The 24,457-nt window shown below is 59.6% G+C and carries 22 protein-coding genes and 1 pseudogene; 11 read left to right on the top strand and 12 right to left on the bottom strand.

All coding sequences use genetic code 11. From position 1 onward, the window contains the following. A pseudogene (locus tag AP059_RS10065) lies at positions 1–4,251 on the top strand (beta strand repeat-containing protein); the annotation flags it as partial. A gap of 177 nt (positions 4,252–4,428) precedes the next feature. Here AP059_RS10065 and AP059_RS10060 read toward each other — a convergent pair. Both AP059_RS10060 and AP059_RS10055 read right to left on the bottom strand, forming a co-directional pair. Further along, a complete protein-coding gene (locus AP059_RS10060; RefSeq protein ID WP_165599926.1) occupies positions 4,429–4,827 on the bottom strand; it encodes a YbaN family protein in 399 nt (132 codons plus the stop codon). 7 nt (positions 4,828–4,834) lie between these two features. Next, the gene (locus AP059_RS10055; RefSeq protein ID WP_059763059.1) at positions 4,835–5,422 is read right to left on the bottom strand and encodes a UPF0149 family protein; all 588 of its coding nucleotides are present in this window, start codon (positions 5,420–5,422) and stop codon (positions 4,835–4,837) included. Between the two features lie 271 nt (positions 5,423–5,693). Here AP059_RS10055 and recQ point away from each other — a divergent pair, with 271 nt between their 5' ends. Continuing rightward, a complete protein-coding gene (gene recQ, locus AP059_RS10050) occupies positions 5,694–7,823 on the top strand; it encodes a DNA helicase RecQ (RefSeq protein WP_059763058.1) in 2,130 nt (709 codons plus the stop codon). Between the two features lie 117 nt (positions 7,824–7,940). Continuing rightward, positions 7,941–8,375 carry a MarR family transcriptional regulator gene (locus tag AP059_RS10045; protein ID WP_048366196.1) on the top strand — a complete coding sequence of 145 codons (435 nt, stop codon included), beginning with the start codon at positions 7,941–7,943 and terminating at the stop codon, positions 8,373–8,375. Positions 8,376–8,424: 49 nt separating this feature from the next. Here AP059_RS10045 and AP059_RS10040 read toward each other — a convergent pair whose 3' ends face one another. Continuing rightward, the gene (locus AP059_RS10040) at positions 8,425–10,608 is read right to left on the bottom strand and encodes a patatin-like phospholipase family protein (protein ID WP_059763057.1); all 2,184 of its coding nucleotides are present in this window, start codon (positions 10,606–10,608) and stop codon (positions 8,425–8,427) included. A gap of 71 nt (positions 10,609–10,679) precedes the next feature. Between AP059_RS10040 and AP059_RS10035 the strand changes: the two genes are divergently transcribed. Next, positions 10,680–10,967, top strand: coding sequence for a SelT/SelW/SelH family protein (locus tag AP059_RS10035; RefSeq protein WP_048366198.1), 288 nt, complete (start codon positions 10,680–10,682; stop codon positions 10,965–10,967). On the opposite strand, the gene AP059_RS10030 is transcribed toward AP059_RS10035, so the two are convergent. The 3 genes from AP059_RS10030 to AP059_RS10020 form a co-directional block, all read right to left on the bottom strand. Continuing rightward, entirely contained in the window at positions 10,961–11,851 is an 891-nt protein-coding gene (locus tag AP059_RS10030; protein ID WP_059763056.1) for a DMT family transporter, read from the bottom strand. The genes AP059_RS10035 and AP059_RS10030 overlap by 7 nt on opposite strands. 76 nt (positions 11,852–11,927) lie before the next feature. Beyond that, positions 11,928–12,680 (bottom strand): helix-turn-helix transcriptional regulator, encoded by a 753-nt coding sequence (locus AP059_RS10025; RefSeq protein WP_059763070.1) that lies wholly within the window; start codon positions 12,678–12,680, stop codon positions 11,928–11,930. A 109-nt stretch (positions 12,681–12,789) separates the two neighbouring features. Continuing rightward, positions 12,790–14,244: a TrkH family potassium uptake protein gene (locus AP059_RS10020; RefSeq protein WP_048366201.1), complete on the bottom strand. Its 1,455-nt coding sequence runs from the start codon at positions 14,242–14,244 to the stop codon at positions 12,790–12,792. A gap of 119 nt (positions 14,245–14,363) precedes the next feature. Between AP059_RS10020 and AP059_RS10015 the strand changes: the two genes are divergently transcribed. Next, complete coding sequence (locus tag AP059_RS10015; protein WP_048366202.1) at positions 14,364–14,924, top strand: NAD(P)H nitroreductase; 561 nt, start codon at positions 14,364–14,366, stop codon at positions 14,922–14,924. Positions 14,925–15,004: 80 nt separating this feature from the next. Here AP059_RS10015 and AP059_RS10010 read toward each other — a convergent pair whose 3' ends face one another. From AP059_RS10010 to AP059_RS09985, 6 genes are all read right to left on the bottom strand, one after another. Then, positions 15,005–16,339, bottom strand: a complete 1,335-nt coding sequence (locus AP059_RS10010; RefSeq protein ID WP_059763055.1) for a sensor histidine kinase — start codon at positions 16,337–16,339, stop codon at positions 15,005–15,007. A 79-nt stretch (positions 16,340–16,418) separates the two neighbouring features. Beyond that, a complete protein-coding gene (locus tag AP059_RS10005) occupies positions 16,419–16,850 on the bottom strand; it encodes a Spy/CpxP family protein refolding chaperone (RefSeq protein ID WP_059763054.1) in 432 nt (143 codons plus the stop codon). Between the two features lie 135 nt (positions 16,851–16,985). Further along, complete coding sequence (locus AP059_RS10000) at positions 16,986–17,663, bottom strand: response regulator transcription factor (protein WP_059763053.1); 678 nt, start codon at positions 17,661–17,663, stop codon at positions 16,986–16,988. Between the two features lie 12 nt (positions 17,664–17,675). Next, positions 17,676–18,083 carry a hypothetical protein gene (locus AP059_RS09995; RefSeq protein ID WP_059763052.1) on the bottom strand — a complete coding sequence of 136 codons (408 nt, stop codon included), beginning with the start codon at positions 18,081–18,083 and terminating at the stop codon, positions 17,676–17,678. Positions 18,084–18,197: 114 nt separating this feature from the next. Next, a complete protein-coding gene (locus AP059_RS09990; RefSeq protein WP_059763051.1) occupies positions 18,198–18,497 on the bottom strand; it encodes a YciI family protein in 300 nt (99 codons plus the stop codon). 1 nt (position 18,498) lies between these two features. Further along, positions 18,499–19,095, bottom strand: coding sequence for a septation protein A (locus AP059_RS09985; protein ID WP_048366208.1), 597 nt, complete (start codon positions 19,093–19,095; stop codon positions 18,499–18,501). 84 nt (positions 19,096–19,179) lie between these two features. Between AP059_RS09985 and AP059_RS09980 the strand changes: the two genes are divergently transcribed. The 6 genes from AP059_RS09980 (at position 19,180) to rluB (ending at position 24,023) form a co-directional block, all read left to right on the top strand. Next, positions 19,180–20,043 (top strand): PHP domain-containing protein, encoded by an 864-nt coding sequence (locus AP059_RS09980; RefSeq protein WP_059763050.1) that lies wholly within the window; start codon positions 19,180–19,182, stop codon positions 20,041–20,043. Positions 20,044–20,056: 13 nt separating this feature from the next. Further along, positions 20,057–20,686, top strand: a complete 630-nt coding sequence (locus AP059_RS09975) for an L-threonylcarbamoyladenylate synthase (RefSeq protein ID WP_059763049.1) — start codon at positions 20,057–20,059, stop codon at positions 20,684–20,686. 128 nt (positions 20,687–20,814) lie between these two features. Further along, the gene (locus tag AP059_RS09970) at positions 20,815–21,513 is read left to right on the top strand and encodes a segregation and condensation protein A (protein ID WP_165599927.1); all 699 of its coding nucleotides are present in this window, start codon (positions 20,815–20,817) and stop codon (positions 21,511–21,513) included. Between the two features lie 12 nt (positions 21,514–21,525). Continuing rightward, entirely contained in the window at positions 21,526–22,419 is an 894-nt protein-coding gene (gene scpB, locus AP059_RS09965; RefSeq protein ID WP_059763048.1) for an SMC-Scp complex subunit ScpB, read from the top strand. A 71-nt stretch (positions 22,420–22,490) separates the two neighbouring features. Continuing rightward, complete coding sequence (locus tag AP059_RS09960; protein ID WP_059763047.1) at positions 22,491–22,682, top strand: DUF1289 domain-containing protein; 192 nt, start codon at positions 22,491–22,493, stop codon at positions 22,680–22,682. Between the two features lie 144 nt (positions 22,683–22,826). Further along, positions 22,827–24,023, top strand: a complete 1,197-nt coding sequence (rluB, locus tag AP059_RS09955; protein WP_048366214.1) for a 23S rRNA pseudouridine(2605) synthase RluB — start codon at positions 22,827–22,829, stop codon at positions 24,021–24,023. Positions 24,024–24,457 lie beyond the last annotated feature (434 nt).

Genomic DNA, 24,457 nt, shown 5'->3' with positions numbered 1-24,457 from the left:
CTGGCAGCACCCCGGCATCAACCGCTGAAACCGTGACGGGCAACCTGACCGCCAATACCTCGGGCGGTTCGGGCGCGGTGACGTTTGCCTTTCGGCAGCACCACTGGCGCCTATGGCCAAATTCAACTGAATGCCAACGGCCAATACACCTACACCCTGACCTCGGCGCCAAAAACCACACCCGGCGCGGACAACGGCGCCAACACCGTGGCCGGTCTGGAGAGCTTCACCTACCAAGCCACCGATGCACTGGGCAACACCACCACCGGCACGATCAAAATCAGCATCGTCGACGATGTGCCGCAGGCCACCAACGACACCGGCACGCTGATTGAAGGCGGCACCTCGACCCTCAACGTACTGGCCAACGACATTCTCGGCGCAGACGGCGGGGCGGCAGGCGGCGCAGTGGTCGCCATTAAAGCCGGTAGCAACGCGGCAGTCACCGTCACCAGCGGCGGCAGCACCGTCATCAACGGCACCTACGGCACCCTGACCATCTCGGCAGATGGCACGGCGGTGTACAAAGGCACACCAAACCTGGTGACGACGCCGACCGCCACTGACACTTTTACCTACACCATCCGTGACGGCGACGGCGACCAAAGCACCGCCACGGTGACCTTCACCCTGACCGACAGCGGTTTGAAAGTGGTCAGCGATGCGCAGGCCACGGTGTTTGAAAATGCGCTGGATTTGGTCAAAGATGGCGCCGATCTGGCGCAAGGCACCGTGACTGGCAGTACGCCAGCCTCAACCGCTGAAACCGTCACCGGTAACCTGACCGCCAACACCTCGGGCGGTTCGGGCGCTCTGACCTTCGTCCTTTTGAGCAATACAGCGGGCGCCTATGGCCAAATCCAACTGAATGCCAACGGCCAATACACCTACACCCTGACCTCGGCGCCAAAAACCACACCCGGCGCGGACAACGGCGCCAACACCGTGGCCGGTCTGGAGAACTTCACCTACCAGGCCACCGACGCGCTGGGCAACACCACCACCGGCACGATCAAAATCAGCATCGTCGACGATGTGCCGCAGGCCACCAACGACACTGGCACCCTGATCGAAGGCGGCACCTCGACCCTCAACGTACTGGCCAATGACGTGTTGGGCGCAGACGGCGGGGCGGCAGGCGGCGCAGTAGTGGCGATTAAAGCCGGTAGCAACGCGGCAGTCACCGTCACCAGTGGCGGCAGCACCGTGATCAACGGTACTTACGGCACGCTGACCATCTCGGCGGATGGCACGGCGGTGTACAAAGGCACACCAAACCTGGTGACCACGCCGACCGCCACTGACACCTTTACCTACACCATCCGCGATGGCGACGGCGACCAAAGCACCGCCACGGTGACGTTCAATTTGACGGACAGTGGACTAAAAGTAACCAGTGCTTCACAGACGACTGTGTTTGAAAATGCGCTGGACTTGGTCAAGGATGGCGCCGATTTGGCACAAGGCACGGTGACGGGCAGTACGCCTGCGTCAACAGCAGAAACGGCTACCGGCGATTTGACGACGACCACCACCGGTGGCGTAGGGCCATTGACCTTCACCTTGCAGGGCAGTACCACGGGCACTTATGGCGTATTGCAACTCGGCAGCGATGGTAAATACACCTACACCCTGACCTCGGCCCCGAAAACCACGCCCAATGCCAATGACGGTCCCAACACGGTTGTGGGCGAAACGTTTAACTATCAAGCCAAAGACTCACTGGGCAACACCACCACCGGTACGATCCAGATCAACATCGTCGATGACGTGCCCAAAGCCGTCGCCGCCGAACGTTCGGTGACCACGGTCAAGGTGGATTCAAACCTGTTGCTGACCATTGACGTGTCCGGGAGCATGGGCGATCCGTCCGGTGTGCCGGGCTTGAACCGTCTGCAACTGGCCAAGCAAGCCATCAACGCGTTATTGGACAAATACGCAGGCATGGGCGATGTGCTGGTACAAGTCGTGGCTTTCAGCAGCTCGGCGACGAATGTCAGCGGTGGCTGGGTAACCGTGGCGCAGGCCAAGGCATTTGTGGGCTCGCTCACCGCAGGCGGGGGCACCAACTATGATGGCGCCGTGGCAACCTCGCAGACGGCCTTCAATTCGAGCGGCAAGCTGACAGGTGCGCAAAACGTCGGGTATTTCTTCTCTGATGGTGCGCCGACGGCAGGGCAGAACATCAGTGCCAGCGATGAAGTGGCCTTGAAGGCTTTTCTGGATGCCAACAGCATCAAAAACTACGCCATCGGCCTGGGCACTGGGGTCAGCAACGCCAACCTCAACCCGCTGGCGTATGACGGCAGCACCCACACCGACACCAACGCGGTAGTGGTAACGGATCTGTCGCAACTCAACTCGGTGTTGGCAGGCACCGTGATTGCACCGACGGTGACCGGCACGCTGCTGGAAGGCGGCTCATTTGGCGCCGACGGTGGTTTTATCAAGTCGATCACGGTGGACGGCGCCACCTACACCTATGATCCCAAAGCCAGCAATGGTGCGGGCGGGCTGACGTTTACGGGTACGGTGAACCACGGGACGTTCAATACGGTCGACAACACCCTGACCATCGCCACCAACAGTGGCGCCAATCTGGTGATTAACCTGGACACTGGCGCGTACTCTTACACGCCGCAAACTGTCGCGGCGACGCCGTTCAATGAAACCATCGGATTTGTGGTCAGCGACAATGATGGCGATCTGGCAGGTTCCAGCGTGGTCATTCATGTCAATCCAAACGTCGCCCCCGTGGCAGGCAATGACAACATCATCACCAACATTCTGGCGCCGACGATTGCGGTGCCCGGTGATGTGTTGCTGGCCAATGACACAGACGCCAATGGTGATCCTTTGTCGGCAACCCCTACCACGTTCACCACGCTGTGGGGCGCGAAGGGGGCAGGCTTCACCAGCACCACGGGCACATTGCCTACAGGCACGTTCAACGCAACGGCGAATGCGCTGGCCAACCAACAACTGACCGTTGATCGTTCGTCCTTCAAGATCAACACCAGCACCATGACCGCCGCGTTGTTGGTGAGCGGTTATTTGGGGGCCGTCACCAATGCGGCCGCTAACCCCAATGCCGAGGACGTGATCAGCGTCAGCCTCAAACAGGGCGAGACGCTCAATCTGGACCACAACCTGTTGGCTGGCAGGATTGGCATGGAGTACTCGTTCAACGGCGGGGCCTACACGGCCATCGCAGACGGCGGGACGTTTACCGCAGGGCAAACTGGCACTTATCAAATCCACATCACGAACATCACCAACCCTGATAACAGTAATGCGGCTGAAACCTACAACCTGAACATGACCATTGGTTATGCCAACACCACCGTGTCGCCGAACTTTTCGGGCAGTTACATCGCCAGCGATTCCCACGGTGGCAGTGACAGCGGGGGTGTGACGCTCACGTATCAAGCCGGGACATCACTGACCGGCACGGCGGGGGATGACGTGATGCTGGTGGCTGCCGGTAATAACACGGTGCATGGCGGCGACGGCAATGACGTGCTGTCAGGGACCACCGGCAACAACAACTTCTATGGCGATGCGGGCAATGACCTGTTGTTCAGCGGCTCGGGCAACGATCTGCTCGATGGCGGTACGGGCAATGACACTGCCAGTTATGCCCACTCGGCGGCCGGGGTCACGGTCACGCTGGCGAGCACGGCACAGCAAAACACCGTCGGCGCGGGCCTGGATACGCTGGTGTCGATCGAAAACCTGACCGGCTCCAACTTCAATGACGTACTGACGGGCGATGGCAATGCCAACGTGATCAATGGTGGTCTGGGTAACGACACCCTCAACGGCGGCGGCGGTGACGACATTCTGATTGGCGGGATGGGCAACAACACCCTGACCGGCGGCACGGGTAATGACACCTTCCTTTACCAGCAAGGCAACACGGGGCGTGACACCGTGACCGACTTCACGTTTGGCTCGGACAAACTCGACTTGTCGCAATTGTTGCAAGGCGAGAATGCCACGGCCGCCTCGCTGGATGATTACCTGCACTTCAAAGTGACGGGGTCTGGTGCCACGTTGGTGAGCAGCATCGACATCAGCGCGGTCGCCGGGGCCACGCCGACCCAGACCATTGATCTGGCCGGGGTCAATCTGGCGACCCAGTACGGGGTCACACCGGGTGCGGGCGGGCTTATAGCGGGCGGAGCCGATACGGCCACCATCATCAACGGCATGCTCAATGATCATTCGTTGAAGGTGGACACGGTGTAATCGGCTACGCAGCTGCTAGGGGGTGACGGGCCTGCGCTGCCGTTGGCGCAGGCGAGGTGCGATTGCGCGGCGATCGTAAACGCGGGTAATTGCGTGTTGCCAGAATGTCGCGAACCCAGGCTCTACGACGACGTTGTCGCCGGATGCCCGTGCAGCAGTGGTTACGGGGTTTTCGGTTCAGGGCTTTTCGAGGGTCTTTTGCCGCAGGATGTAAACACTCACCAGCACGGCACTGATCAGCATAAACCCGCGTGCCCACGGCAATGGCACCAGGTAACACGACACGCCAATGCTCAACCACATCAAGCCGATGGCATAGACCTTGCCCTTGAGGGGGATGCCGTTGCCGTCCAGATAGTCGCGAATCCACGGCCCCAGGCGCGGGTGTTCAACCAGCCACCGATAAAAACGCGGCGAGCTGCGGGCAAAACAGGCGGCGGCCAATAGCAGAAAGGGTGTGGTGGGTAAAACGGGAAGGAAGATACCGATAACCCCCAGCGCTACACTCAGCCAGCCGATGGCGAACAGTGTGTAGCGCAGCAACCGGGGCCGGTTGCCGGGTAAGGGGTTAGTCACTGAACACTCAGTGATGGCGAGGCTTGAGGATCGCCGGTTTTTCGTCAGGTGCCTGGCACAGCAGGTACAGAGCGGTCAGGGCTTCGGGGATTTGTACGATCATGTCGTCCATCAGGTTGGCATCTTTGGCGATGTCTTCGAACTCGGGCTGATCATCGAACAGACCCGAACCGACCATGACAGGCAGCAGCATTTCGCTCACTTCGTCTTCGGCGGTTTCGAACCAGGCGGCTTCGCGCATAAACACGCCTTCCATAAACCCGATGCACCAGCCGCGCAAATCGGAGTCGTCCGGTTCGTCGCCCAGGTCCAGATCACACGGCAGCTCGAACTCTTCGTCGGACGCCAGTTGGCGTGCGATGTGAGCTTTAAGTTGAATCAATGTTTCTTCGATCTCTTTGCGTTGAGCGTCGTCAGTGTAGTGCGGCGGCTCGGAGAAGATCGCATCGATCCATTCACGCTCAGGCACTTGTTCGGAACAGATGGACAGGGCGGTCAGAAAACCGTGGGTGGCCACGTAGTCCAGCGCCTCGTCATGCAGTTCGTCAGCGTCGAGGAAGACTTGCAGGCGGGTTAGTTGCTCAGCGAAGGACATTAAGGACTACCTAGAAAATATACGATGCCGAATTCTAGGCTTTCTTGAGGCTACAGGCCAGCCGCAGGGTGCATTTGCCATCACTTCCCGGTGATCGGTCATGCAATTACAAGGCCCTGCGCAACAGAACGCTCGGGTATACTGCCGCGTTTTGTGATGCCCTGCGCTTAATGCAGCGGGTCCTGCGCCCTGCGCCCGAGCCTTTAACCAGGCTTGAGGCCGCGCCGGATACCGCCTGCGCAGGGGTGTTTCGGCGATTTCTGGAGTTTCTATGCTCGAACAGGCTCAACGCGTACTCAAAGACATCTTCGGCTACGACAGTTTCCGTGGCCGCCAGGGTGACATTATTGAGCGCGTGGCCAAGGGTGGCGACGCTTTGGTGCTGATGCCCACGGGCGGTGGCAAGTCCTTGTGCTTCCAGGTGCCTGCGCTGCTGCGTGACGGCCTGGCGGTGGTGGTGTCGCCTTTGATCGCCTTGATGGATGATCAGGTGGCCACGCTTGAGGAACTGGGGGTGGCCGCAGCCGCGCTGAACTCCACGCTCAGTGCCGACCAGCAACGCGAGCTGGCCAACCGGATCAAGCGCGGCGAAGTGAAAATGCTCTATCTGGCGCCCGAGCGTCTGGTACAGCCGCGCATGATGGCGTTTTTGCAGAGCCTGGACATCGCCCTGTTCGCCATTGACGAGGCGCATTGTGTTTCGCAGTGGGGCCATGATTTCCGCCCCGAATACCTGCAACTGGGGCAGTTGGCCGAGATGTTTCCCCATGTGCCGCGCATTGCCCTGACCGCCACGGCAGACAAGCGTACCCGCGAAGAAATCGTCACCCGCTTGCATCTGCAAGATGCCGAACGTTTTTTGTCGAGCTTTGACCGGCCCAATATTTTTTACCGCATCGTGCCTAAAGAGCAGCCACGCAAACAATTGCTGGCGTTTCTCTCGGAGCGGCGCAGCGATGCGGGCATCGTCTATTGCCTGTCGCGCAAAAAAGTCGACGAAGTGGCCAAGTTTCTCTGCGATCAGGGCTTCCCGGCCTTGCCGTATCACGCAGGCTTGCCGAGCGAAACCCGGGCCGCCAACCAGAAGCGCTTCCTCAACGAGGAAGGGCTGATTATGGTTGCCACCATCGCCTTCGGCATGGGCATCGACAAATCCAACGTGCGCTTCGTGGCACACCTTGATCTGCCTAAATCTCTTGAGGCCTATTACCAGGAAACCGGCCGCGCAGGGCGTGATGGCTTACCGGCGGACGCGTGGATGGCCTACGGCCTGCAAGACGTGGTGATGCTCAAGCAAATGCTGCAAAACTCCGAAGGTGACGAGCGTCACAAGCGCCTTGAGCATCACAAGCTCGACGCCATGTTGTCCTTGTGCGAAGAAACCCGCTGCCGTCGTCAGACCCTGCTTGCCTACTTTGATGAAGAGATGCCGCAACCGTGTGGGCATTGCGATAACTGTGTCGATGGTGTGCAAACCTGGGACGCCACCGAGCCTGCGCGTCAGGCGTTGTCGGCTATCTACCGCACCGGCCAGCGCTATGGCACGGGGCATTTGATCGATGTGTTGTTAGGGCGCGACAACGAAAAGGTGCGCAGTTTTGGGCATCAGCATTTATCTGTGTTTGGTGTGGGTAAAGACCGCGCAGAAGGTGAGTGGCGCACATTGTTCCGGCAATTAGTGGCGCGCGGTCTGGCGGATATTGATATCGAGGGCTACGGTGGTTTGCGCCTGAGCGACAGCTGCCGCCCCCTGCTGCGCGGTGAAGTGACCCTTGAACTGCGCCGTGAGCTCAAGCCACAAACCACGGTCAAAAGCAGTTCTGCCAGCCCGGCCAGCCAATTGGTGCGCGGCGAAGAGCGCGAACAGTGGGAGGCGCTGCGTGCGCTGCGGCGCAAACTGGCCGAAGAGCATGGGGTGCCGCCTTACGTCATCTTCCCCGATTCAACGTTGCTTGAAATGCTGCGCAGCCAGCCGACGTCGTTGTCGGACATGGCCAAGGTCAGCGGCATTGGCGCACGCAAACTGGAGCGTTATGGCGAGGCGTTCCTTGAAGTGTTGGGCGGTCAGGCTGAGACCCCCAAAGTGGTGGCCGACATTCGTCACGAGTTGATCAGCCTGGCCCGTGCAGGCATGACGCCCATGCAAATTGCCGGTCAATTGCAATGCTCGGAAAAAAATGTGTACACGATGCTGGCTGAAGCCATTGGCCGTCAGGAACTGTCGCTGGAACAAGCGCTGGACTTGCCCGAAGAGCTGATGGAAGAAGTGCAGGATGCCTTCCTTGATGGCGAAGGCGAGCTGCCGAGCGTGGCCAGCATCGCCGAGCAATTCAAGGGGCGTGTACCAGAAGGTGTGCTGTATTGCGTGCGCGCTGCACTGCAATCGGAGTTCGAAATTTAAACGAAATTGCGATATGTAACGTTTCAGTGACTTTAGGGCCTTGCCTATTGACAAACTCCATGCTTAGCTGGCTAACAATTCGTTTCACTCTATTTCAGTCTAATCATTGAGTTTTTTATGCCTTTAACCGATCAACACCGTTTCGGTATGCAATTGGCCCAAATGTCGCGGGGTTGGCGGGCTGAGCTGGATCGGCGCCTTGCTGGTTTGGGTCTGTCGCAGGCGCGGTGGCTGGTGCTGCTGCACCTGGCCCGTTTTGACGAGGCGCCCACTCAGCGCGAACTGGCACAAAGCGTCGGGGTAGAAGGGCCAACGCTTGCGCGTTTACTCGACAGTCTTGAGGCGCAGGGGCTGGTTCAGCGTCATGCGGTGGTTGAAGACCGCCGTGCGAAAAAAATCATCCTGAGTGAAACCGCGCGGCCATTGATCGCACAAATTGAAGCGATTGCCACGTCCCTGCGCCAGGAATTGTTTGTGGGCATTACCGAAGAAGAACAGCGCATCTGCATGCGCGTTCACAAGCGAATTTTGGACAACCTCGAAAAAAACTGATGCTCCCTGTCTCGTAGGCGCTCGCGCAGGCTGCGCCTACTGGGGGAGGTCAGAATGTCTGGCCCAAATTCAGATACAGCGCCTTTTGATCATCATCGTTAAAGCCATAGCTGAAGTTGAGCGGGCCCAGGGGTGTGTCGAATCCAATGAAAATACTGGCCGCATTGATGTAGCCGCTGTCGAACTCGTTGTCGTTGTTCCAGGCGCGCCCGCGCTCAAGGGAGGCACCGGCATACAGCGGGAAGTCGAACGGCAAGTATGAGCGTGGGGTCAGACGACGGTAGTACACCGCGCGCATCAAACTGATGTTTTGCCCGGAGATGGCGTCCTGGCGGAACCCTGACAGTTGGCGCGCACCCCCCAGCAAGAAACTTGACGTCACGACCTCGGCCTTGTCCAGCGTACGGCCGTATCGCCCGCCTAAAATCCAGGTGTTTGGCCCGGCACTCAGCGCCTTGTCCAAGTGGAATTCCCATTGGCGGTAGCGATCATCAGAACCCAGCCCCGGCTCGAATTGCCGAACGCTGAGGCTGATGTCTTCACCTTCGTGGGGGAAATACACGTTATCCAGTGAGTCAAACGAGTACTTAATGTCATAAAAGGCCTCGTTGAAACTGGTGCTCGGCAAGTCACGTTCGCCAATTCTGACGTCTGCCTTGCCCCATGCCTCGCCCACACCGAGACGAATCTCGCCGCTATTGCCGATCTGTCTGCCCAGGTTCAAGCCAAAGCCGTAGCGTTCCAGTCGATATTCGGCAATCGGGTCATTGTCGAGAATGGCTTCGACGTTCTGCGACTGAGCATGCAGGTAAGGCGCGATAAAGTAGCGCGAACCCGCGTCCAGCGGCTGATAGAACTCACTGTACAACTCTTGTTGATCGCCGATTTGCACCCGCGTCAGCCATTCTGCGCCCAGTGTATTAATGCCGTTGACCCGGTAACTGGCGCCGATGTTGAAGGCGCTGTCGCCGCGCATGTCGTCAGACAAGTTCAACCCAAGCCGCAGGTAATCGGTGCCGCTGCGCTTGCCACGGGCACTGATCACCAGGGTTCGATCATCGCCTTTATGCACCACGCGGTATTGCACCTGCTCGAAGTAGTCCAGGCCATACAGCGTGCCCATGTCGCGCTGCAAACGTCCCAGATCCAGCGGCTCACCCACGGGTTGGCGAATGTAATAGCGAATGACCGAGTCACCGATTTTTGAGTCGTTTTCAATTTTGATCGCCGTGATCACCGGCGTGCGCTCTTCGGGCGTGCGTGCTGCATTGAGTTGCACATCTGACGGCTGGCGCAGGCCGCTCAAACGATTGGCGAGGTTCTGCGTGGCGCGGTAGCCCGCGTCGATGATTTCTTGCGAGCGGCCAAAGTCTGTGACGCCATAGCTGGCCAGCGCGGGCTGGATCAGCACGTCATCGGGCTTCAGGGAGGCCAGTTGCACTTCGGAGTTGCTGCGCGTCATGAGGGTGATGGACTGGTTGAGGATGTCGAACACGGTATTGAGCTGCTTGCGGCCGCGCAGCGGGGTGCCGATGTCGACCACAATGACCATGTCGACGCCCATTTCGCGGGCCACATCCACCGGAATGTTGTCGACCATGCCGCCGTCGACCAGCAACTGGCCGTTGATTTCCACGGGGGCAAATACGGCGGGGATCGACATGCTGGCGCGGATCACTTGCGGCAGATGCCCTTTGCGAAACACGACTTTTTCGCCGCTGACAATGTCGGTGGCCACTGCACGAAAAGGGACTGGCAGCTTGTCGAAATCACGCACATCGCTGCTGTGCGCCAGCAGGCTTTCGAGCAACAACGACAGGTTTTGCCCCTGAATCACCCCCAACGGCAGGCCAAGGCTGCCATCGTCGCGAAAGCTCAACTTTTGCTTGACCAGAAAATCACGGTCGTCCTGTTTACGCCGGAAGGGCACGTCTTCACGAGCAGGCGCATCGGACAACGCTTCTTGCCAATCGATGCCGAGGGCGAGTTTTTCCAGTTCGTCGATTTTGTAGCCCGAGGCATACAGCCCGCCAATCACCGCGCCCATGCTGGTGCCCGCGATGGCATCAATGTGAACGCCTTGCTCCTCCAATGCTTTGAGCACGCCGACGTGGGCCAGGCCGCGGGCAGCGCCACCCGACAGCACAAGGCCGATTTTTGGCTGCGGTGTTTGGGCTGCAAACAGCATCAGCGGGCACAGGCAAAGCAGTAGACAACAAAGCAGGCGGCGCATCTTGAATCTCTGGGCAAGCGACAAAGGCGGCTATTATAGCGGCGCCTTTCTCTTCAAGAGCTTTTGAAATCATGTCAGTCAGCAAGCCACACATCGTCATCACCTATTGCACTCAATGCCAGTGGCTGTTGCGCGCCGCCTGGCTGGCTCAGGAACTGCTCAGTACCTTCGCCGATGACCTGGGGCGCGTGGCGCTGGAGCCAGGAACAGGCGGGGTGTTTCGCATTACCTGTGACGAGGTGCAGATCTGGGAGCGTAAGGCCGATGGCGGCTTCCCGGAGGCCAAAGTGCTCAAGCAGCGCGTGCGTGACCAGATTGACCCCCAGCGTGACCTTGGGCACAACGACCGGGTTCAGTGAGCGGCGTCCAGCGCCGGTTTAACCGCTGAGGCGCCGCGGGCCATACGGCTTGACGCCACAATCGCGACGATGATCAGCGCGCCGCCCAGCAGCATGCGCAGCGTCGGGGTTTCGTGGAACAACAGCCACGCCAGGGTGATGCCATACACCGGCTCCAGGGCGAAGACGACCGCCGCCGTGCGGGCTTTGATCACCGCGAGGCTGGCAACGAACAGGCTGTGCGCGACGCCGGTGCACAGCACGCCAAGCAGGCCGATCCAGACCCAATCGAGCGGGCGCACGCTGCTGATCTGCGGCGCTGCGAAGGGCAACAGGCACAGCGCAACCACAGCGTTTTGCCACATGGCAGCCTGCACGGCCGGGACTCGTCCTGCGTTGGCGCGGTTATTGAGAGACAACAGGGAAAAGGTCAGGCCACTGGCAATCGCCCACAGCAGCCCTTCGGTGGCCTGGCTCGCCAGATCAAAGGTGGGGGTGACCAGAATCAGGCCGACGCTGACGAGCACCACCAGCATGATTTCGTTGAGGCGGATGCGTTCGCGAAAGATCAGCCCTTCAAGCAGCACGGTAAACGCCGGAAAACTGGCAAAGCCCAACGTTGCGATCGCCACGCCGGCGACTTTAACCGCGATGAAAAAGCTCACCCAATGCCCGGCCAGCAGCAAGCCGCTGACCAAAAGGCTGCGCACATCGCGCCGGGTCAACGCATGCCAGGGTGAACGGCGGGACACGGCGGCAAAGCAGGCGAGCGCAATGACCGCAAAACCTGCGCGGCCAAACACAATCACACTGGCTGAAGCTGCCGCGAGCTTGCCGAACACGCCGGTAAGGCCAAACAGTAAGGCGCCGATATGCAGGGCGCCCAAGGCGTTACGCGCAGTCATTGCAGTCCTTGGGGTGAGTCAGTCTGGCGTGCAGTCTAAGGCGTGCGGCGAGGCGCTGTCTGTCGCCAAACGGGCCTCAGTTGTCGCCAGACTCGCGGCGCAACACGCTGGGTGATGCACCGAACTCGCGCAACATGGCCGCCGAAAACGCGCTTTGCGAGGCGTAGCCAACGCGGCTGGCGATTTCGCCTACCGCGAGCGTGGTGTGACGCAACAGGTTCAAGGCGCTACGCAAACGGCGTTGGCGGATGTAGTCCATCGGCGTTTGGCCGCACTCGCTGAGAAAGCGACTGTGCAAGCGAGCGCAGGACAGGTCGGCAACGCGCGCCAGGTCGGCGACTTGCACAGGGTAGGCGGCGTGATGGTCGATGTAGGTATCGAACTGAGGGAAGGGCAGGCGTTTACGCGGTACGGCTTGAGGGGTATTCAAACTGGCCAGCAGCAGGATTGCCCCTTGCTGATCGATCAGCGGATCGGTCGCCGGGCTGGCCGCGAGCCAATCGACCAACTGGTGCTGGCGCGGGTCGAGCCGATGCTGCCCGACGGTATTGAGCCATCGGCGGCTGTGTTCGGCGTGGGCGCCCAACGTTTGCCCCAACCAGTGTTCGCTCGGCACATCCAGCACCAGGCACTGGCTGCCCTGTGCGCTGGCGCAGGTATGGTGTGCGCCAGCGGGGATGACCATCAGTTGCTGTTGGCGCAACAGACTGGCGCGGCCTTCAACCTCGACGTCGAGCGAGCCGGATAAATTGATCACCACCTGCGCGTGCTCATGGCTGTGAGCAATCACCTCATCACGGTAGTGGCGCAGCGAAAGGAGGTGGCTCATGGTGATGCCCTCACGTAGGCGCTGGCCAAGGCTGAGGCCTTTCGATCTGTACATAAAATCAAAAGCGCCCAGCCTTCGGCGGCGGCTACAGGTTTAGCCCGTGTGTATCTCAGTGCCGCCAGAATGCCGGGATGCACAACACGAACACGGTAATAATTTCCAGCCGCCCCAGCAACATGCCCAGCGACAGGATCCACTTGGCAGCATCCGGCAGCGTCGAGAAGTTGCCGGAGGGGCCAATGGTTTCGCCCAATCCAGGTCCCACGCCCGACACGGTACTCGCCGCGCCGGTGAGGGCGGTCATCCAGTCCAGCCCCAGCAGCGACAACGCCAGCGCAATCACGCAAATGGTGATGGCGAAGAAGAACGAGAACGTCAGAATCGAGCGAACGATTTCTTCGTCAAGGCGATGGCCGTTGTACTTCTGCTTGATCACTGCCCGGGGGTGAATCAACTGGTTAAGGTTGGCCTTGAGCAGGATATAGGCGACCTGGAAGCGGAAGATTTTGATCCCGCCCGCCGTCGAGCCGGAGCAACCGCCAATAAAGCCCAGATAGAAAAACAGCATCAGTGAGAAGTTGCCCCAAAGGCTGTAATCCCCAAGGGCAAAACCGGTGGTAGTAACCACTGAGGTCACGTTCAGTGCGACATGGCGGAACGCATCCCACCACGCCATGTTGGTGGTCCACCACAGCCAGGCGCTGAGCACCAGCCAGGTCACCAGCAGCAGGCCGAGCAATCCTTGCACCTGCTGGTCTTTGATCAGCGCCTTGCGATGGCCGCGCAGGGTGGCCACGTACAGCGTAAAGGGCAGGCTGCCCATGATCATCACCGCGATGGCCACCCAGTGCACCGCCGGTTGTGACCACTTGGCCAGTGACTGGTCGGAGGTCGAGAACCCGCCCGTGGAGATGGCTGACATGGCGTGGTTGATGGCATCGAACACGCTCATGCCCGCCCACCAGAACGCCAGGCTGCCGAGGATGGTGATGCCGACATACGTCGCCACGATCAGGCGCGCCACCATGTGCGAGCGTGGCATGACTTTTTCGGAGCGGTCTGACGATTCGGTCTGGAACAGGCGCATGCCACCGATACGCAGCAAAGGCAAAATCGCCACCGCCATACCGATAAAGCCGATACCGCCGAGCCAGTGCAGCATGGAGCGCCACATCAAAATGCCGGGCGACATGGTGTCCAGCCCGCTCAAAACGGTGGAGCCGGTGGCGGTGATGCCCGACATGCTTTCAAAAAAGGAATCGGTGTAACTGATGTGTTGGGTGAGCAAAAACGGCAACGCGGCGAAGATACACACGATCACCCAGCTCGACACGGTCAGCAGGTACATGTCGCGTGGTCGCAGGTGCACTTGTTCCGGGCGACCGGGGAGCACCAGCGCAAGGCCCGCGACAAACGTGATCAGGCTGGCCCACAAAAAGGACGGCAGATCGCCCAGATGGTCGTAAATCACCAGCGTGAGCATGGGTACGGCCATGCTGATCGCCAACGTAATCAGGAAGATGCCGATTACAAAACCGATGATGCGTAGGGTCGGCAACGCCATGAAGTCAGCTCGGGCATGAAAGAGGGGCGCCATTCTACCTGTGGGCCGGGGTATGTAAACCGCCAAGCCTTCGGCAGATACCGTTAGAATAGCCGCACATTTTCTTCAGGAGGTGGCCAATGGAGGCTCTCGACGCTTTGCTCAACCGTGTTTCTGCCCCGCGTCTGGTTGAACCGGCCCCCACGAGGGAGCAACGTGAAGTACTTTTTGCAGCCGCCCTGCGCGCGCCAGACCACGGGCAACTGCGGCCTTATCGTTTTTTGAGCATTGAAGGGCAGGCCCGCAACCAGTTGGGTGAAGTGCTCGCGCAGGCCGTGCAGGCCCAAGGCGGTGATGTCACCGAGGCCGCGCTGGACAAAGCCCGCGCCATGCCGTTGCGGGCGCCGTTGGTCGTGGTAGTGATTGCGCGTTTGCAGGAGCACTTCAAAGTGCCGAAATCCGAACAGCTGATTACGGCGGGTTGCGCAGCCCATGCCATTGAGCTGGCCGCGTATGCCCAAGGGATTGGTGCGGTGTGGCGCACCGGGGAGCTGTCCCATGCGCCACGGGTGACGGCCGCTCTGGGACTGCAAGCGGGGGAAGAGATTATTGCGTTCCTGTACTTGGGCACACCGCTCAAAGAAATGCGGGATGCGCCCAAGGTCGACAGCGCAGAGTTTGTACAGGTGTGGTCCGCCTGAGCCACGGCAGTCGGTCTCTGTGGGCGGTCAGGCATCGTGCAGGTAAATCCTCTTACACAGTGCTCGGTGCTTTGCCCGCGTTAAAGATTGCCATCCGGGGTGAGAGGGAGTTCAAGCGCGGCAATAAAGCCACCGTCGGGATGGTTGGCCAGTGTCAATCGTCCGCCATGACGCTCTGCCGCGCGCCGCGCAATGGCCAGCCCCAGACCGTGGCCCGCAGCCGTCTGGCCGGGCGCCCGGAAAAACGGTTCGCCTAACTGCGCCAAATGCTCCTCGGCCACACCCGGCCCGTGATCACGCACGCTGAGGGTGATGTGCTCGCCTTCACGCTGTGCTGTGAGTTCAATCGGTTGACCCGGCGGGTTGAACCGTTGCGCGTTACGCAGCAGGTTGTCGACGGCGCGCTCAATCATGGTGGGCCAGCCACTGAGGGCCAGGCCCGGTTCTGCATCCAGCTGTACCGGCTGCTCGGGCGCGCTGAGTGAGGCATCTTTTTGCAGGTTATTGAGCAGCGCATTGAGTTCAACGTGCTCGGCGCTCGCCTGGTCGGCATCGACCCGCGCCAGCGTCAGGATTTCACTGATCAAAGACTCCAGGCGGTCACATTCGCGGGTCAGGCGCGGCCAGAGCTTTTCACGTTCCTCGGGGCTGGCGCGTTCGGCCAGTGCCAGAGCGATGCGCAGACGAGCCAGGGGAGAACGCAGTTCGTGGGAGACATCGCGCAGCAACTGGCGTTGGCTGCTGATCAAGCTTTGCAAACGCGCGCCCATGCGGTTGAAGTCAGTGGCCAGTACGCCAAATTCATCCCGTCGGGAGGCCAGTCGCGCCAGGCTGTTTTGTTGATAGGTGGTTTGCCCCAGATCATGCACGGCCACGCGCAAGCGGCTTAGCGGGCGGGTGATCGACAGCGTCACCAGCAAACTGAACAGCGTCAACACCACCAGCGCAATGCCCAGCGCACTCAGTGGCCAGATCAGGCTTTGTCGGTGCCAGGCGTCCAGCTCGGGGTGCGGGATGCGGTAAATCAGCAGGTAGGTGTCGGCCGTCTTGGGGCTGGTGTACTCCACGGTCAGGCGTCGCCACGGCAGCGTGTCTTGTCCTGGATGCTGGCGCGCCTCCCAGGCGGCAGCCCGGCGCGGAAAGGTGCCGCGCACCACCGGGTCGCCACTTTCGTTAAGCACTTGCACGTCAATGTGGTAACGGCGTTTGCGCCGCTCCAGAAAATCTTGGGCAGCGTCCGCGCCCTGGGTTTCATAGCGTTCGGTCCATTGCTGGGCCAGGTTTGAAATACCCGGATGACGGCTCAGGATCCAGGCGTCCTGATTAAGCATGTGTCCGAGCAGTATCGACAGCCCTGCGACCAAGGCTATCGCCAGCCAAAAGCTGGCCAGAATGCGCCAAAACAGTGATCGCACGGCAATTCCTCACGCTAAATGGGTTCAAACGAGCAAAGCCCAACGGCTGGGGGGCCGTTGGGCTGGGTGAATGTGCAGATTATTGCGCTTTTGGCGCCTGCTGTGCTTTCCAGTCTTTGAACTCTTTCCATTCAGCTTTACGTTCGGCGCGTTGTTTTTGCATCTCGTCGAAGCGTTTTTGCTGTTCTGGCTTGAGCAGCGCACGAATGTCTTTTTGGGTTTTTTCGTGCTTGGCGGCGATTTCGTCTTTCAACGCTTTTTGATCAGCCGCGGGCAGTTTTTGCAGGTACTTGTCGACCAGCTGCTTGCGCTCGTGCATTTGTTCGCCCATCAGCTTGCCGATTTGTTGGCGCTGCTCGCGGGTCAAGTCCAGTTGGCTGTAAGGCGCGTCGCCGCGACCATGGTGCTCACCGCCGTGACGTGGACCCATTGGGCCATCGCCACCGGGCATGGCCATTGCGACGGTTGGCAGAGCAGCAGCAAACATCAAAGCAATAAGAGTCTTACGCATGGTGTGTCTCCTTGTAGTACGTTCCGGTGAATCCGGATGCGCCCAGTTTAGGGAGATCAAGGTCAAGCGCTGTCAATCAAGCGTAAAGCTTAGGTAAAGAGGGGAGTGGCGCGCCTTTACACAGGCGGCGTCCCCTCAGGCGCTGTAGAAGTAGCCACGGCTGCGCAGTGCAACGATGCGCGGACGGCCATCGGGGTGCGGGCCGATCTTTTTGCGCAGGTTGCTGACGTGCATGTCCAGGCTGCGGTCGTACAACGTCAACTTGCGGCCCAGCGCCAGTTGCGCCAGCGCCTGTTTGTCCAGTGGCTCGCCGGGTTGACGCAGCAAGGCTTCGAGGATGCGGCTTTCGGACACGGTCAGGGTGATGTCGTGCTCATTGATGGTGGCCACACCGCGCATCGGGCTGAAACACAGGTCGCCCAATTCGATCTGGCTGGAGGTGGCGGGCGGATGGCTGCGGCGCAGCACAGCGCGCAGGCGGGCGGTCAACTCGCGGGGGTCGCAGGGCTTGGCCAGGTAATCGTCGGCGCCCAGTTCCAGCCCCAAAATGCGGTCCAGCGGCTCACCCCTGGCCGAGAGCATCAGCACCGGCAAATCGGGGTGATCGCTGCGCAACTGCTTGAGCAGTTCCAGGCCGCTGCCATCGGGCAGCATCACGTCCAGCACTACAGCGTCAGGGCTGGACTCGGCCAGTGCGTTGCGGGCGCTCACGCCGTCGTAGCACGCACGCACCTGGAAACCTTCCTGGCTCAGCCAACTGCTCAGGAGTTCACACAACTCCTGGTCATCATCTATCAGTAACAGGTCGCTCATGACTCACTCTATTTATAGCCATTGCCGACGCTGTTTACGTCCGCCGCTGGCGAAGATACCGCAGAGTAGGGCCAATAGGGCAACTGCGCCACCAATCACAAACCACTGTTGTGAGTCGGTCAGCAGGTGAAAGCCGGGGTTGGACTGCGCTTTGTCGAGCTGTTGCTTGAGGCGCAGGTTCTCTTGACGCAGTTGGCTCAACTGGCTGCTTTCGCGGGTGGCGTCGGCGTCTTTCAGGGCTTGGCTCAGTTCGCCGCGCAGGCGTTCACTCTCGCCAAGGCGTTGTTGCAAGTCCGTAATGCGCGCACCGGCGCTCAGTGACAATGGCACTGAGTTATCAGAGGAAGGAGCGTCTTCAGCGTGGGCGAGAGTGCCCAGCGATAACATGATTAACAGCAGACACAACAAACCTTGGCGCATCGCAACTCCTCATTCCTGATGGGATTCGCAGAGGTTGTCGGCCGCTAAACCAGAATAATGAGCCATACAGCGACGCGACGAACCCGATGAGCGGTTCCGTCGCGCAGCGAGGGTTTAAGGCAGGACTTGCTTGAACGGTTTGACAATCACATCTGCGTACACGCCAGCAGCGACGTACGGGTCATCACCGGCCCAGCGTTGAGCGTCGGCCAGCGAGTCAAACTCGGCCACGATCAGGCTGCCGCTGAAACCGGCCGCGCCCGGATCATTACTGTCGATGGCCGGGTGCGGGCCGGCCAGCACCACGCGGCCTTCCTGTTTGAGTTGCTGCAAGCGCTCAAGGTGGGCCGGGCGAGCAGCCAGGCGGGCTTCAAGCGAGTGGGCGACGTCAGTGGCAATGATTGCGTAGAGCATGTCAGTCCTCGGTTTTGGAGGTTGGAGTGTCGGAATCATGCAAGTGGCGCGACAGGTAAATGCCTTGGCCTACCAGAAACAGCACGGTCAGGCCCAGGCTGCCGAATACTTTGAAGTCGACCCAGATGCTTTGAAAGGTGAACGCAACAAACAGGTTGGCCGCCCCACAGAACAAAAAGAAGGCGATCCAGGCCAGGTTCAGGCGCGTCCAGACTGCGTCAGGCAGGGTCAGTGCGTGGCCCATGACACGTTTGATCAGCAGCTTGTCACCGATAAAGTGGCTACCGGCAAACACCAGCGCAAACAGCCAGTTCACCACCGGCGCTTTCCACTTGAGGAAGGTTTCGCTGTGGAACGCCAGGGTCAGGCTGCCGAACACAATGCAGGCAATCAGGGTCAGCCATTGGCTCTTTTCAAGTTTGCGTTGCTTGAAAAACAGAATGCCGTAGACCACCACAGAACTGAGGATCAGCATCGCCGTAGCGCTGAAAATCCCGCCGAAGGTCAGGCTATGGCCTGCGATTTCGACGATGCGGGGTTCGATTTTGTAGACGATGAAAAACAGTAACAGCGGGATGAAGTCGATGAATTGTTTCACAGTGGCAGCCAGAAGCAGGATGTGGCGGCATAATAACAAACATCAATGACAGCGAAAGCGTCAGCTAGAGGTTATTAAATCCCCGTGGAAATTGACTTGCATTGCCATAGCACCGCTTCCGATGGCGCTTTGGCGCCAGCGGTACTGGTAGCGCGTGCGTTCGAGAAAGGTGTGCGAGTCCTGGCCCTGACCGATCACGACACAATTGAAGGCCTGGAAGAAGCCCGCACGGCGGCGCAGTCGCTGAACATGCAACTGGTCAACGGCATCGAACTTTCCTGCACTTGGGGTGGCGCGACCATTCATGTGCTCGGTTACGGTTTCGACACCCAGGCCCCGTCACTGGTCGGTGCCATCGCCGCACTGCACGATGGCCGCTGGCTGCGTGCCGAAGAAATCAGCCGCAAGCTGGCGCTCAAGGGCATGCCGGGCGCGCTTGAAGGTGCGCGGGCAATTCAGCAAGCGCTGGGTGACAGTGGCAATGCGCCAGCGCGGCCGCATTTTGCGGATTTTTTAGTCGGTGCCGGTTACGTCAAGGATCGCGCCGAAGCGTTCCGCAAGTGGCTGGGCGCGGGCAAGTTGGGCGATGTCAAACAGCATTGGCCCGCCCTGGAAGACACCGTCGCCACGTTGCGTGCAGCAGGTGCCTGGGTCAGCCTGGCGCATCCATCGCATTACGATTTCACCCGCAGCAAGCGCCGACGCCTGATTGGCGACTATATTCAAGCGGGGGGGCACGCGATTGAGGTAGTCAATGGCTATCAGCCTGCAGAACAAGTAGGCGGCCTGGCGATTCTGGCGCGTGAGTTTGGTTTGCTGGTGACTGCCGGCAGTGACTTTCATGGCCCTGGCGGCTGGTCCGAGATTGGCGAGTACCGCGCGATCCCGGACGATCTGCCGCCATTGTGGCGTCGGTTCAAATTAGATCCGCCCATTGCCAACGTCTGAACAGGTAAATAACGTGAGTCAATTTTTCCAGATTCATCCGCAAAACCCGCAACCGCGTCTGATCAAGGAGGCGGTTGAGATCATTAAAAAAGGCGGGGTGGTGATCTACCCCACCGACTCGTCTTACGCTGTCGGTTGCCAGATGGGCGATAAGGACGCGATCGGCAGGATCAAGCGCTTGCGCAATCTGGACGACAAACACAACTTCACCCTGATGTGCAGCGACCTGTCGCAGTTAGGGCTGTTCGCCAAGGTCGACACCGGCACCTTTCGCTTGCTCAAAGCGCATACGCCGGGGCCGTACACCTTTATTCTCAATGCCACCCGCGAAGTACCGCGCCTGCTGCTGCACCCCAAGCGCCGCACCATCGGCATGCGTGTGCCCCAACATCCTCTGGCGCTCGCTTTGTTGGCCGAACTCGGTGAGCCGCTGATGAGCGTGACCCTGATCCTGCCGGGCGAAAGCGAACCGCTTGAAGACCCGTACGCGATTCGCGATGCGCTGGAAAAACAGGTCGACCTGATCATTGATGGCGGTGATGGTGGGCGCAAGGCCAGCACTGTGATCAACCTGACGGGTGATGAGCCTGAAGTCGTACGTGTGGGCTGTGGTGATCCGACGCCCTTTATGGTCGAGGCCTGATGTCTGACGTAGAAGTGATTGACGCTGTAGACCCGCAAGCCGGTGCCCAGCAAGAACTGCCATTTGCGATGGTGTATGGCCAGGCCGTCATCGAAATGCCGCAAGACCTGTACATCCCGCCGGATGCGCTGGAGGTGTTTCTCGATGCGTTCGAGGGCCCGCTCGACTTGCTGCTGTACCTGATTCGCAAACAAAATATCGACATTCTTGACATCCCGGTGGCTGAAATTACCCGCCAATACATGGGTTATGTCGAGCTGATGAAGACGGTGCGCCTTGAATTGGCGGCCGAGTATCTGGTGATGGCGGCCATGCTGGCCGAGATCAAGTCGCGCATGTTGCTGCCGCGCTCGGTCGAAATCGAAGAAGACGAAGGCGATCCGCGCGCTGAACTGATTCGCCGCTTGCAGCAGTACGAGCGGTTCAAGGCGGCGGCTGAAGGCATCGACGGCCTCGAACGGGTCGGACGTGACGTGTTCGTGCCCAAGCTGGACGCTCCCCAGGCCCGTGCGCGCAAATTGGTGCCGGATGTGGCGCTGGAAGAGTTGCTGATGTCGATGGCCGAAGTGCTGCGTCGATCCGACATGTTCGAAAGTCACCAGGTCAGCCGCGAAGCGCTGTCCACCCGTGAGCGCATGAGTGATGTGCTGGAACGCCTCAAAGGCGGCGGTTTTGTACCCTTTAGTGAGCTGTTTACCGCAGAAGAGGGGCGTTTGGGGGTGGTGGTAACCTTTATGGCCATCCTCGAACTGGTCAAGGAGTCCTTGATCGAGTTGGTACAGAACGAGCCCTACGCGGCGATCCATGTGCGGGCGCGAGCCGAATAAAGAGCTGAAACCATGAATTTGACTGATCCCCGTGAGCTGGCCACGTTGCTTGAGGCCTTTCTGTTGGCCTCGGGAAAGCCGCAAAGCCTTGAACGGTTGTTTGAACTGTTTGAAGAGGGCGAACGCCCGCAGCCTCCGGTGTTCAAGAAGGCCCTGGAGTTGCTGCGCAAATCCTGCCAGGGCCGTTCGTTTGAACTCAAAGAAGTCGCCTCTGGCTATCGCCTGCAAATTCGCGACACGTTTTCGCCGTGGGTGGGGCGTTTGTGGGAAGAGCGCCCGCAGCGTTACTCGCGGGCAATGCTCGAAACCATGGCGCTGATTGCTTATCGACAGCCCATTACCCGGGGCGAAATTGAAGATGTACGCGGTGTGGCGGTCAACAGCCATATTGTTAAAACCTTGCTGGAGCGCGAGTGGATTCGCATCGTCGGCTACCGCGAAGTGCCAGGGCGGCCGGCGATGTTTGCTACCACCAAGGGTTTTCTCGATCACTTCAACCTCAAAAACCTCGACGACCTGCCGCCGCTTGCTGAACTGCGCGAGCTTGAACCCGATCCGATTCTCGACTTTGACGATGCCCCGGTGCCTGATCACATTCAGGCGCTGGCGGATGAAAGCGCAGAGCCTGAGGAGCCGAAAGACGAAACCAGCTTCCGTAGCTTGCTCACGGAACTGGACTCGATGGAAGAAGGTCTTAAAACCGACTTCGATGACTTGCTGCGTGAAGACTTGGTTAAAGAAGCGCCCGCACCTGAGGTGCCGGCTACCGATGCCGAACAGGCACGCAGCCAACTGCTGGCAGCCGTGGCGGCGCTTGAGCTGGCGCCTGCCATGAGCGATGAAGCGTTGGAGGCGCAAGCCCTGGCTGATGCCATCGAGCAAGAGCGACTTGAGCGCGAAGACTGACATTGCCCCTGGGCGCTGGCGCAGCCTGCGCCAGCGCCTACGGTATTTGCGTATTTTTCTGGAGGTCTCACATGAGTGCCCTCAAAGATCCCTGTATTGGCGTGTGTAAATTTGCCGATGACGTTTGCCTCGGCTGCGGACGTTCCAAGCGCGAAATCAAGGTCTGGAAGAAACTCGACAAGGATGAAAAGCGTGCGGTGCTGGCGCAAGCCGACTTGCGTTTGCTGGCACTTGGCGCCACCGGTCGGCGGAAAAACAAGTAAGCCTGGCAGAACACGACTAGCCTTTGATGCGAAATGCGCAACATCAGCGTATGATTCGCGACCCTTTGCGGCGCAACTGCGTCACAAGGCCCATTTTTAACAGCTCAGGCGCTCGCCTGAATTGACACACCGGGAGGTGCCCAGATGAAAGATCTAGACCCTAAAGACAGCCAGGAAATTGGCCCAGCAGGCGAGAAACTGCAAAAAGTACTCGCCCGCATCGGCGTTGGCTCGCGTCGCGACGTAGAAAGTTGGATCAGCCAGGGCCGCATCAAGGTCAATGGCAAGGATGCAACCCTGGGTCTGCGCGTTGACCTGCACGACGCCATCTCCATTGATGGCAAGGTGATCAAGCGCGAAGAGGCCGCCGAATCGGTGCGCCGCGTGATCATGTACAACAAGCCTGACGGCGAAATCTGCACCCGTGACGACCCGGAAGGCCGTCCAACCGTATTCGACAAGTTGCCGCGCCCTAAAGAAGGTCGCTGGATCAACATCGGTCGTCTCGACATCAACACCACCGGCTTGCTGATGTTCACCACTGACGGTGAGCTGGCGAACCGTCTGATGCACCCCTCCTACGAAATGGACCGTGAATACGCGGTACGTGTACGTGGCGAAGTGGATGACGAGATGATCGAGCGCCTCAAGGCGGGCGTGGTGCTGGAAGACGGCCCTGCGCGTTTCACCGACATCAAACAGGCTCCGGGCGGCGAAGGCTTTAACCATTGGTACCACTGTGTCGTGATGGAAGGCCGTAACCGAGAAGTACGTCGCTTGTGGGAATCTCAGGGTCTGGTGGTCAGCCGTCTGAAGCGCGTGCGTTTCGGCCCGGTGTTCCTCAACTCTGACCTGCCGATGGGTCGCTGGCGTGAAATGGGTCAGTACGAGGTGGACATTCTCAGCGCTGAAGTCGGCCTCACGCCGGTTGCCATGCCAGAGATGAATGCCAAGAACAAAGACAAGCTTGAGCGTTTGCAGCGTAAGTCCTCGCGCCCTGTGGCCCGTGCCGACCGTGTTGCACGCACTGTGCGTCCGGCCGAGGGTGCGCCATTGGCACCGCGTCCAGCGCGCCAGCCGCACATCGAAGGTGAGCGTCCAGCACGTCCGGCGCGTGATGAAGCCGCGCGCCCGGCACGCAAGCCAGCGGGCCGTACTGACCGTGTGCCAGCAGGTCGTGGTGCACCGGTTGCCGAGCGTCCAAGCGAAATGAACAAGCGCCCGGGCAAGCCGACGCGTCAAGGCCCCAAGCTGGTTGACGATGCACCGTCCGGCAAGCGCCGCGGCGCACCGGCCGGTTCCGGTCAGCGTCCAGGCTTCGGTCGTCGCAAGCCGCAGTAAGCGTGTAGCGCGGTAAACAAAACGCCAACCCTCGGGTTGGCGTTTTTTTATGGGTGTAAAACCTGATGGCGTCGTCAGCGCAGCCTGCGCACCTTGCCAGGGGCTACAGATATTCATTCAAAATCAAAGGATTAGGGCTGCGACAATCGGTCGCTCGCGTCCATGGAGCGTTTAGGGTGGAAATATTTCTTTACGCTCAGTCAATAAATCGTGACGAATACTGCCTCTTTTATCCCTTGGAGCCAGGAAAGCACGGTTGTGTATAGAAAGTTTTCCGCGTTTTACAGATTTGTGACGTTTAAGGGCCGAACTGCGGCTTGTTTCGTCTTGCTATCGGCTGTGTGATGGGATCTTGCCTACGAGCGGGTGTACAATGCGCGGCGTTTTAACTGTGACTCAATGGCGTAACCGCGCTTTTTGCGCCGCTCGGCGAT

The organism is Pseudomonas sp. TAA207, assembly GCF_001529285.1.
Taxonomy (GTDB): domain Bacteria; phylum Pseudomonadota; class Gammaproteobacteria; order Pseudomonadales; family Pseudomonadaceae; genus Aquipseudomonas; species Aquipseudomonas weihenstephanensis.
The sequence above is the reverse complement of the archived record's forward strand: the minus strand, read 5'-3'. Positions and strand labels throughout refer to the sequence as shown.

Bases quoted from the DNA above. Each gene is read 5' to 3' on its own strand.
- AP059_RS10055 (WP_059763059.1), bottom strand. From the start codon at position 5,422: ATGTCCTTCGCTGAGCAACTAACCCGCCTGCAAGTCTTCCTCGACGCT.
- recQ (WP_059763058.1), top strand. From the start codon at position 5,694: ATGCTCGAACAGGCTCAACGCGTACTCAAAGACATCTTCGGCTACGAC.
- AP059_RS10045 (WP_048366196.1), top strand. From the start codon at position 7,941: ATGCCTTTAACCGATCAACACCGTTTCGGTATGCAATTGGCCCAAATG.
- AP059_RS10040 (WP_059763057.1), bottom strand. From the start codon at position 10,608: ATGCGCCGCCTGCTTTGTTGTCTACTGCTTTGCCTGTGCCCGCTGATG.
- AP059_RS10035 (WP_048366198.1), top strand. From the start codon at position 10,680: ATGTCAGTCAGCAAGCCACACATCGTCATCACCTATTGCACTCAATGC.
- AP059_RS10030 (WP_059763056.1), bottom strand. From the start codon at position 11,851: ATGACTGCGCGTAACGCCTTGGGCGCCCTGCATATCGGCGCCTTACTG.
- AP059_RS10025 (WP_059763070.1), bottom strand. From the start codon at position 12,680: ATGAGCCACCTCCTTTCGCTGCGCCACTACCGTGATGAGGTGATTGCT.
- AP059_RS10020 (WP_048366201.1), bottom strand. From the start codon at position 14,244: ATGGCGTTGCCGACCCTACGCATCATCGGTTTTGTAATCGGCATCTTC.
- AP059_RS10015 (WP_048366202.1), top strand. From the start codon at position 14,364: ATGGAGGCTCTCGACGCTTTGCTCAACCGTGTTTCTGCCCCGCGTCTG.
- AP059_RS10005 (WP_059763054.1), bottom strand. From the start codon at position 16,850: ATGCGTAAGACTCTTATTGCTTTGATGTTTGCTGCTGCTCTGCCAACC.
- AP059_RS10000 (WP_059763053.1), bottom strand. From the start codon at position 17,663: ATGAGCGACCTGTTACTGATAGATGATGACCAGGAGTTGTGTGAACTC.
- AP059_RS09995 (WP_059763052.1), bottom strand. From the start codon at position 18,083: ATGCGCCAAGGTTTGTTGTGTCTGCTGTTAATCATGTTATCGCTGGGC.
- AP059_RS09990 (WP_059763051.1), bottom strand. From the start codon at position 18,497: ATGCTCTACGCAATCATTGCCACTGACGTCGCCCACTCGCTTGAAGCC.
- scpB (WP_059763048.1), top strand. From the start codon at position 21,526: ATGAATTTGACTGATCCCCGTGAGCTGGCCACGTTGCTTGAGGCCTTT.
- AP059_RS09960 (WP_059763047.1), top strand. From the start codon at position 22,491: ATGAGTGCCCTCAAAGATCCCTGTATTGGCGTGTGTAAATTTGCCGAT.
- rluB (WP_048366214.1), top strand. From the start codon at position 22,827: ATGAAAGATCTAGACCCTAAAGACAGCCAGGAAATTGGCCCAGCAGGC.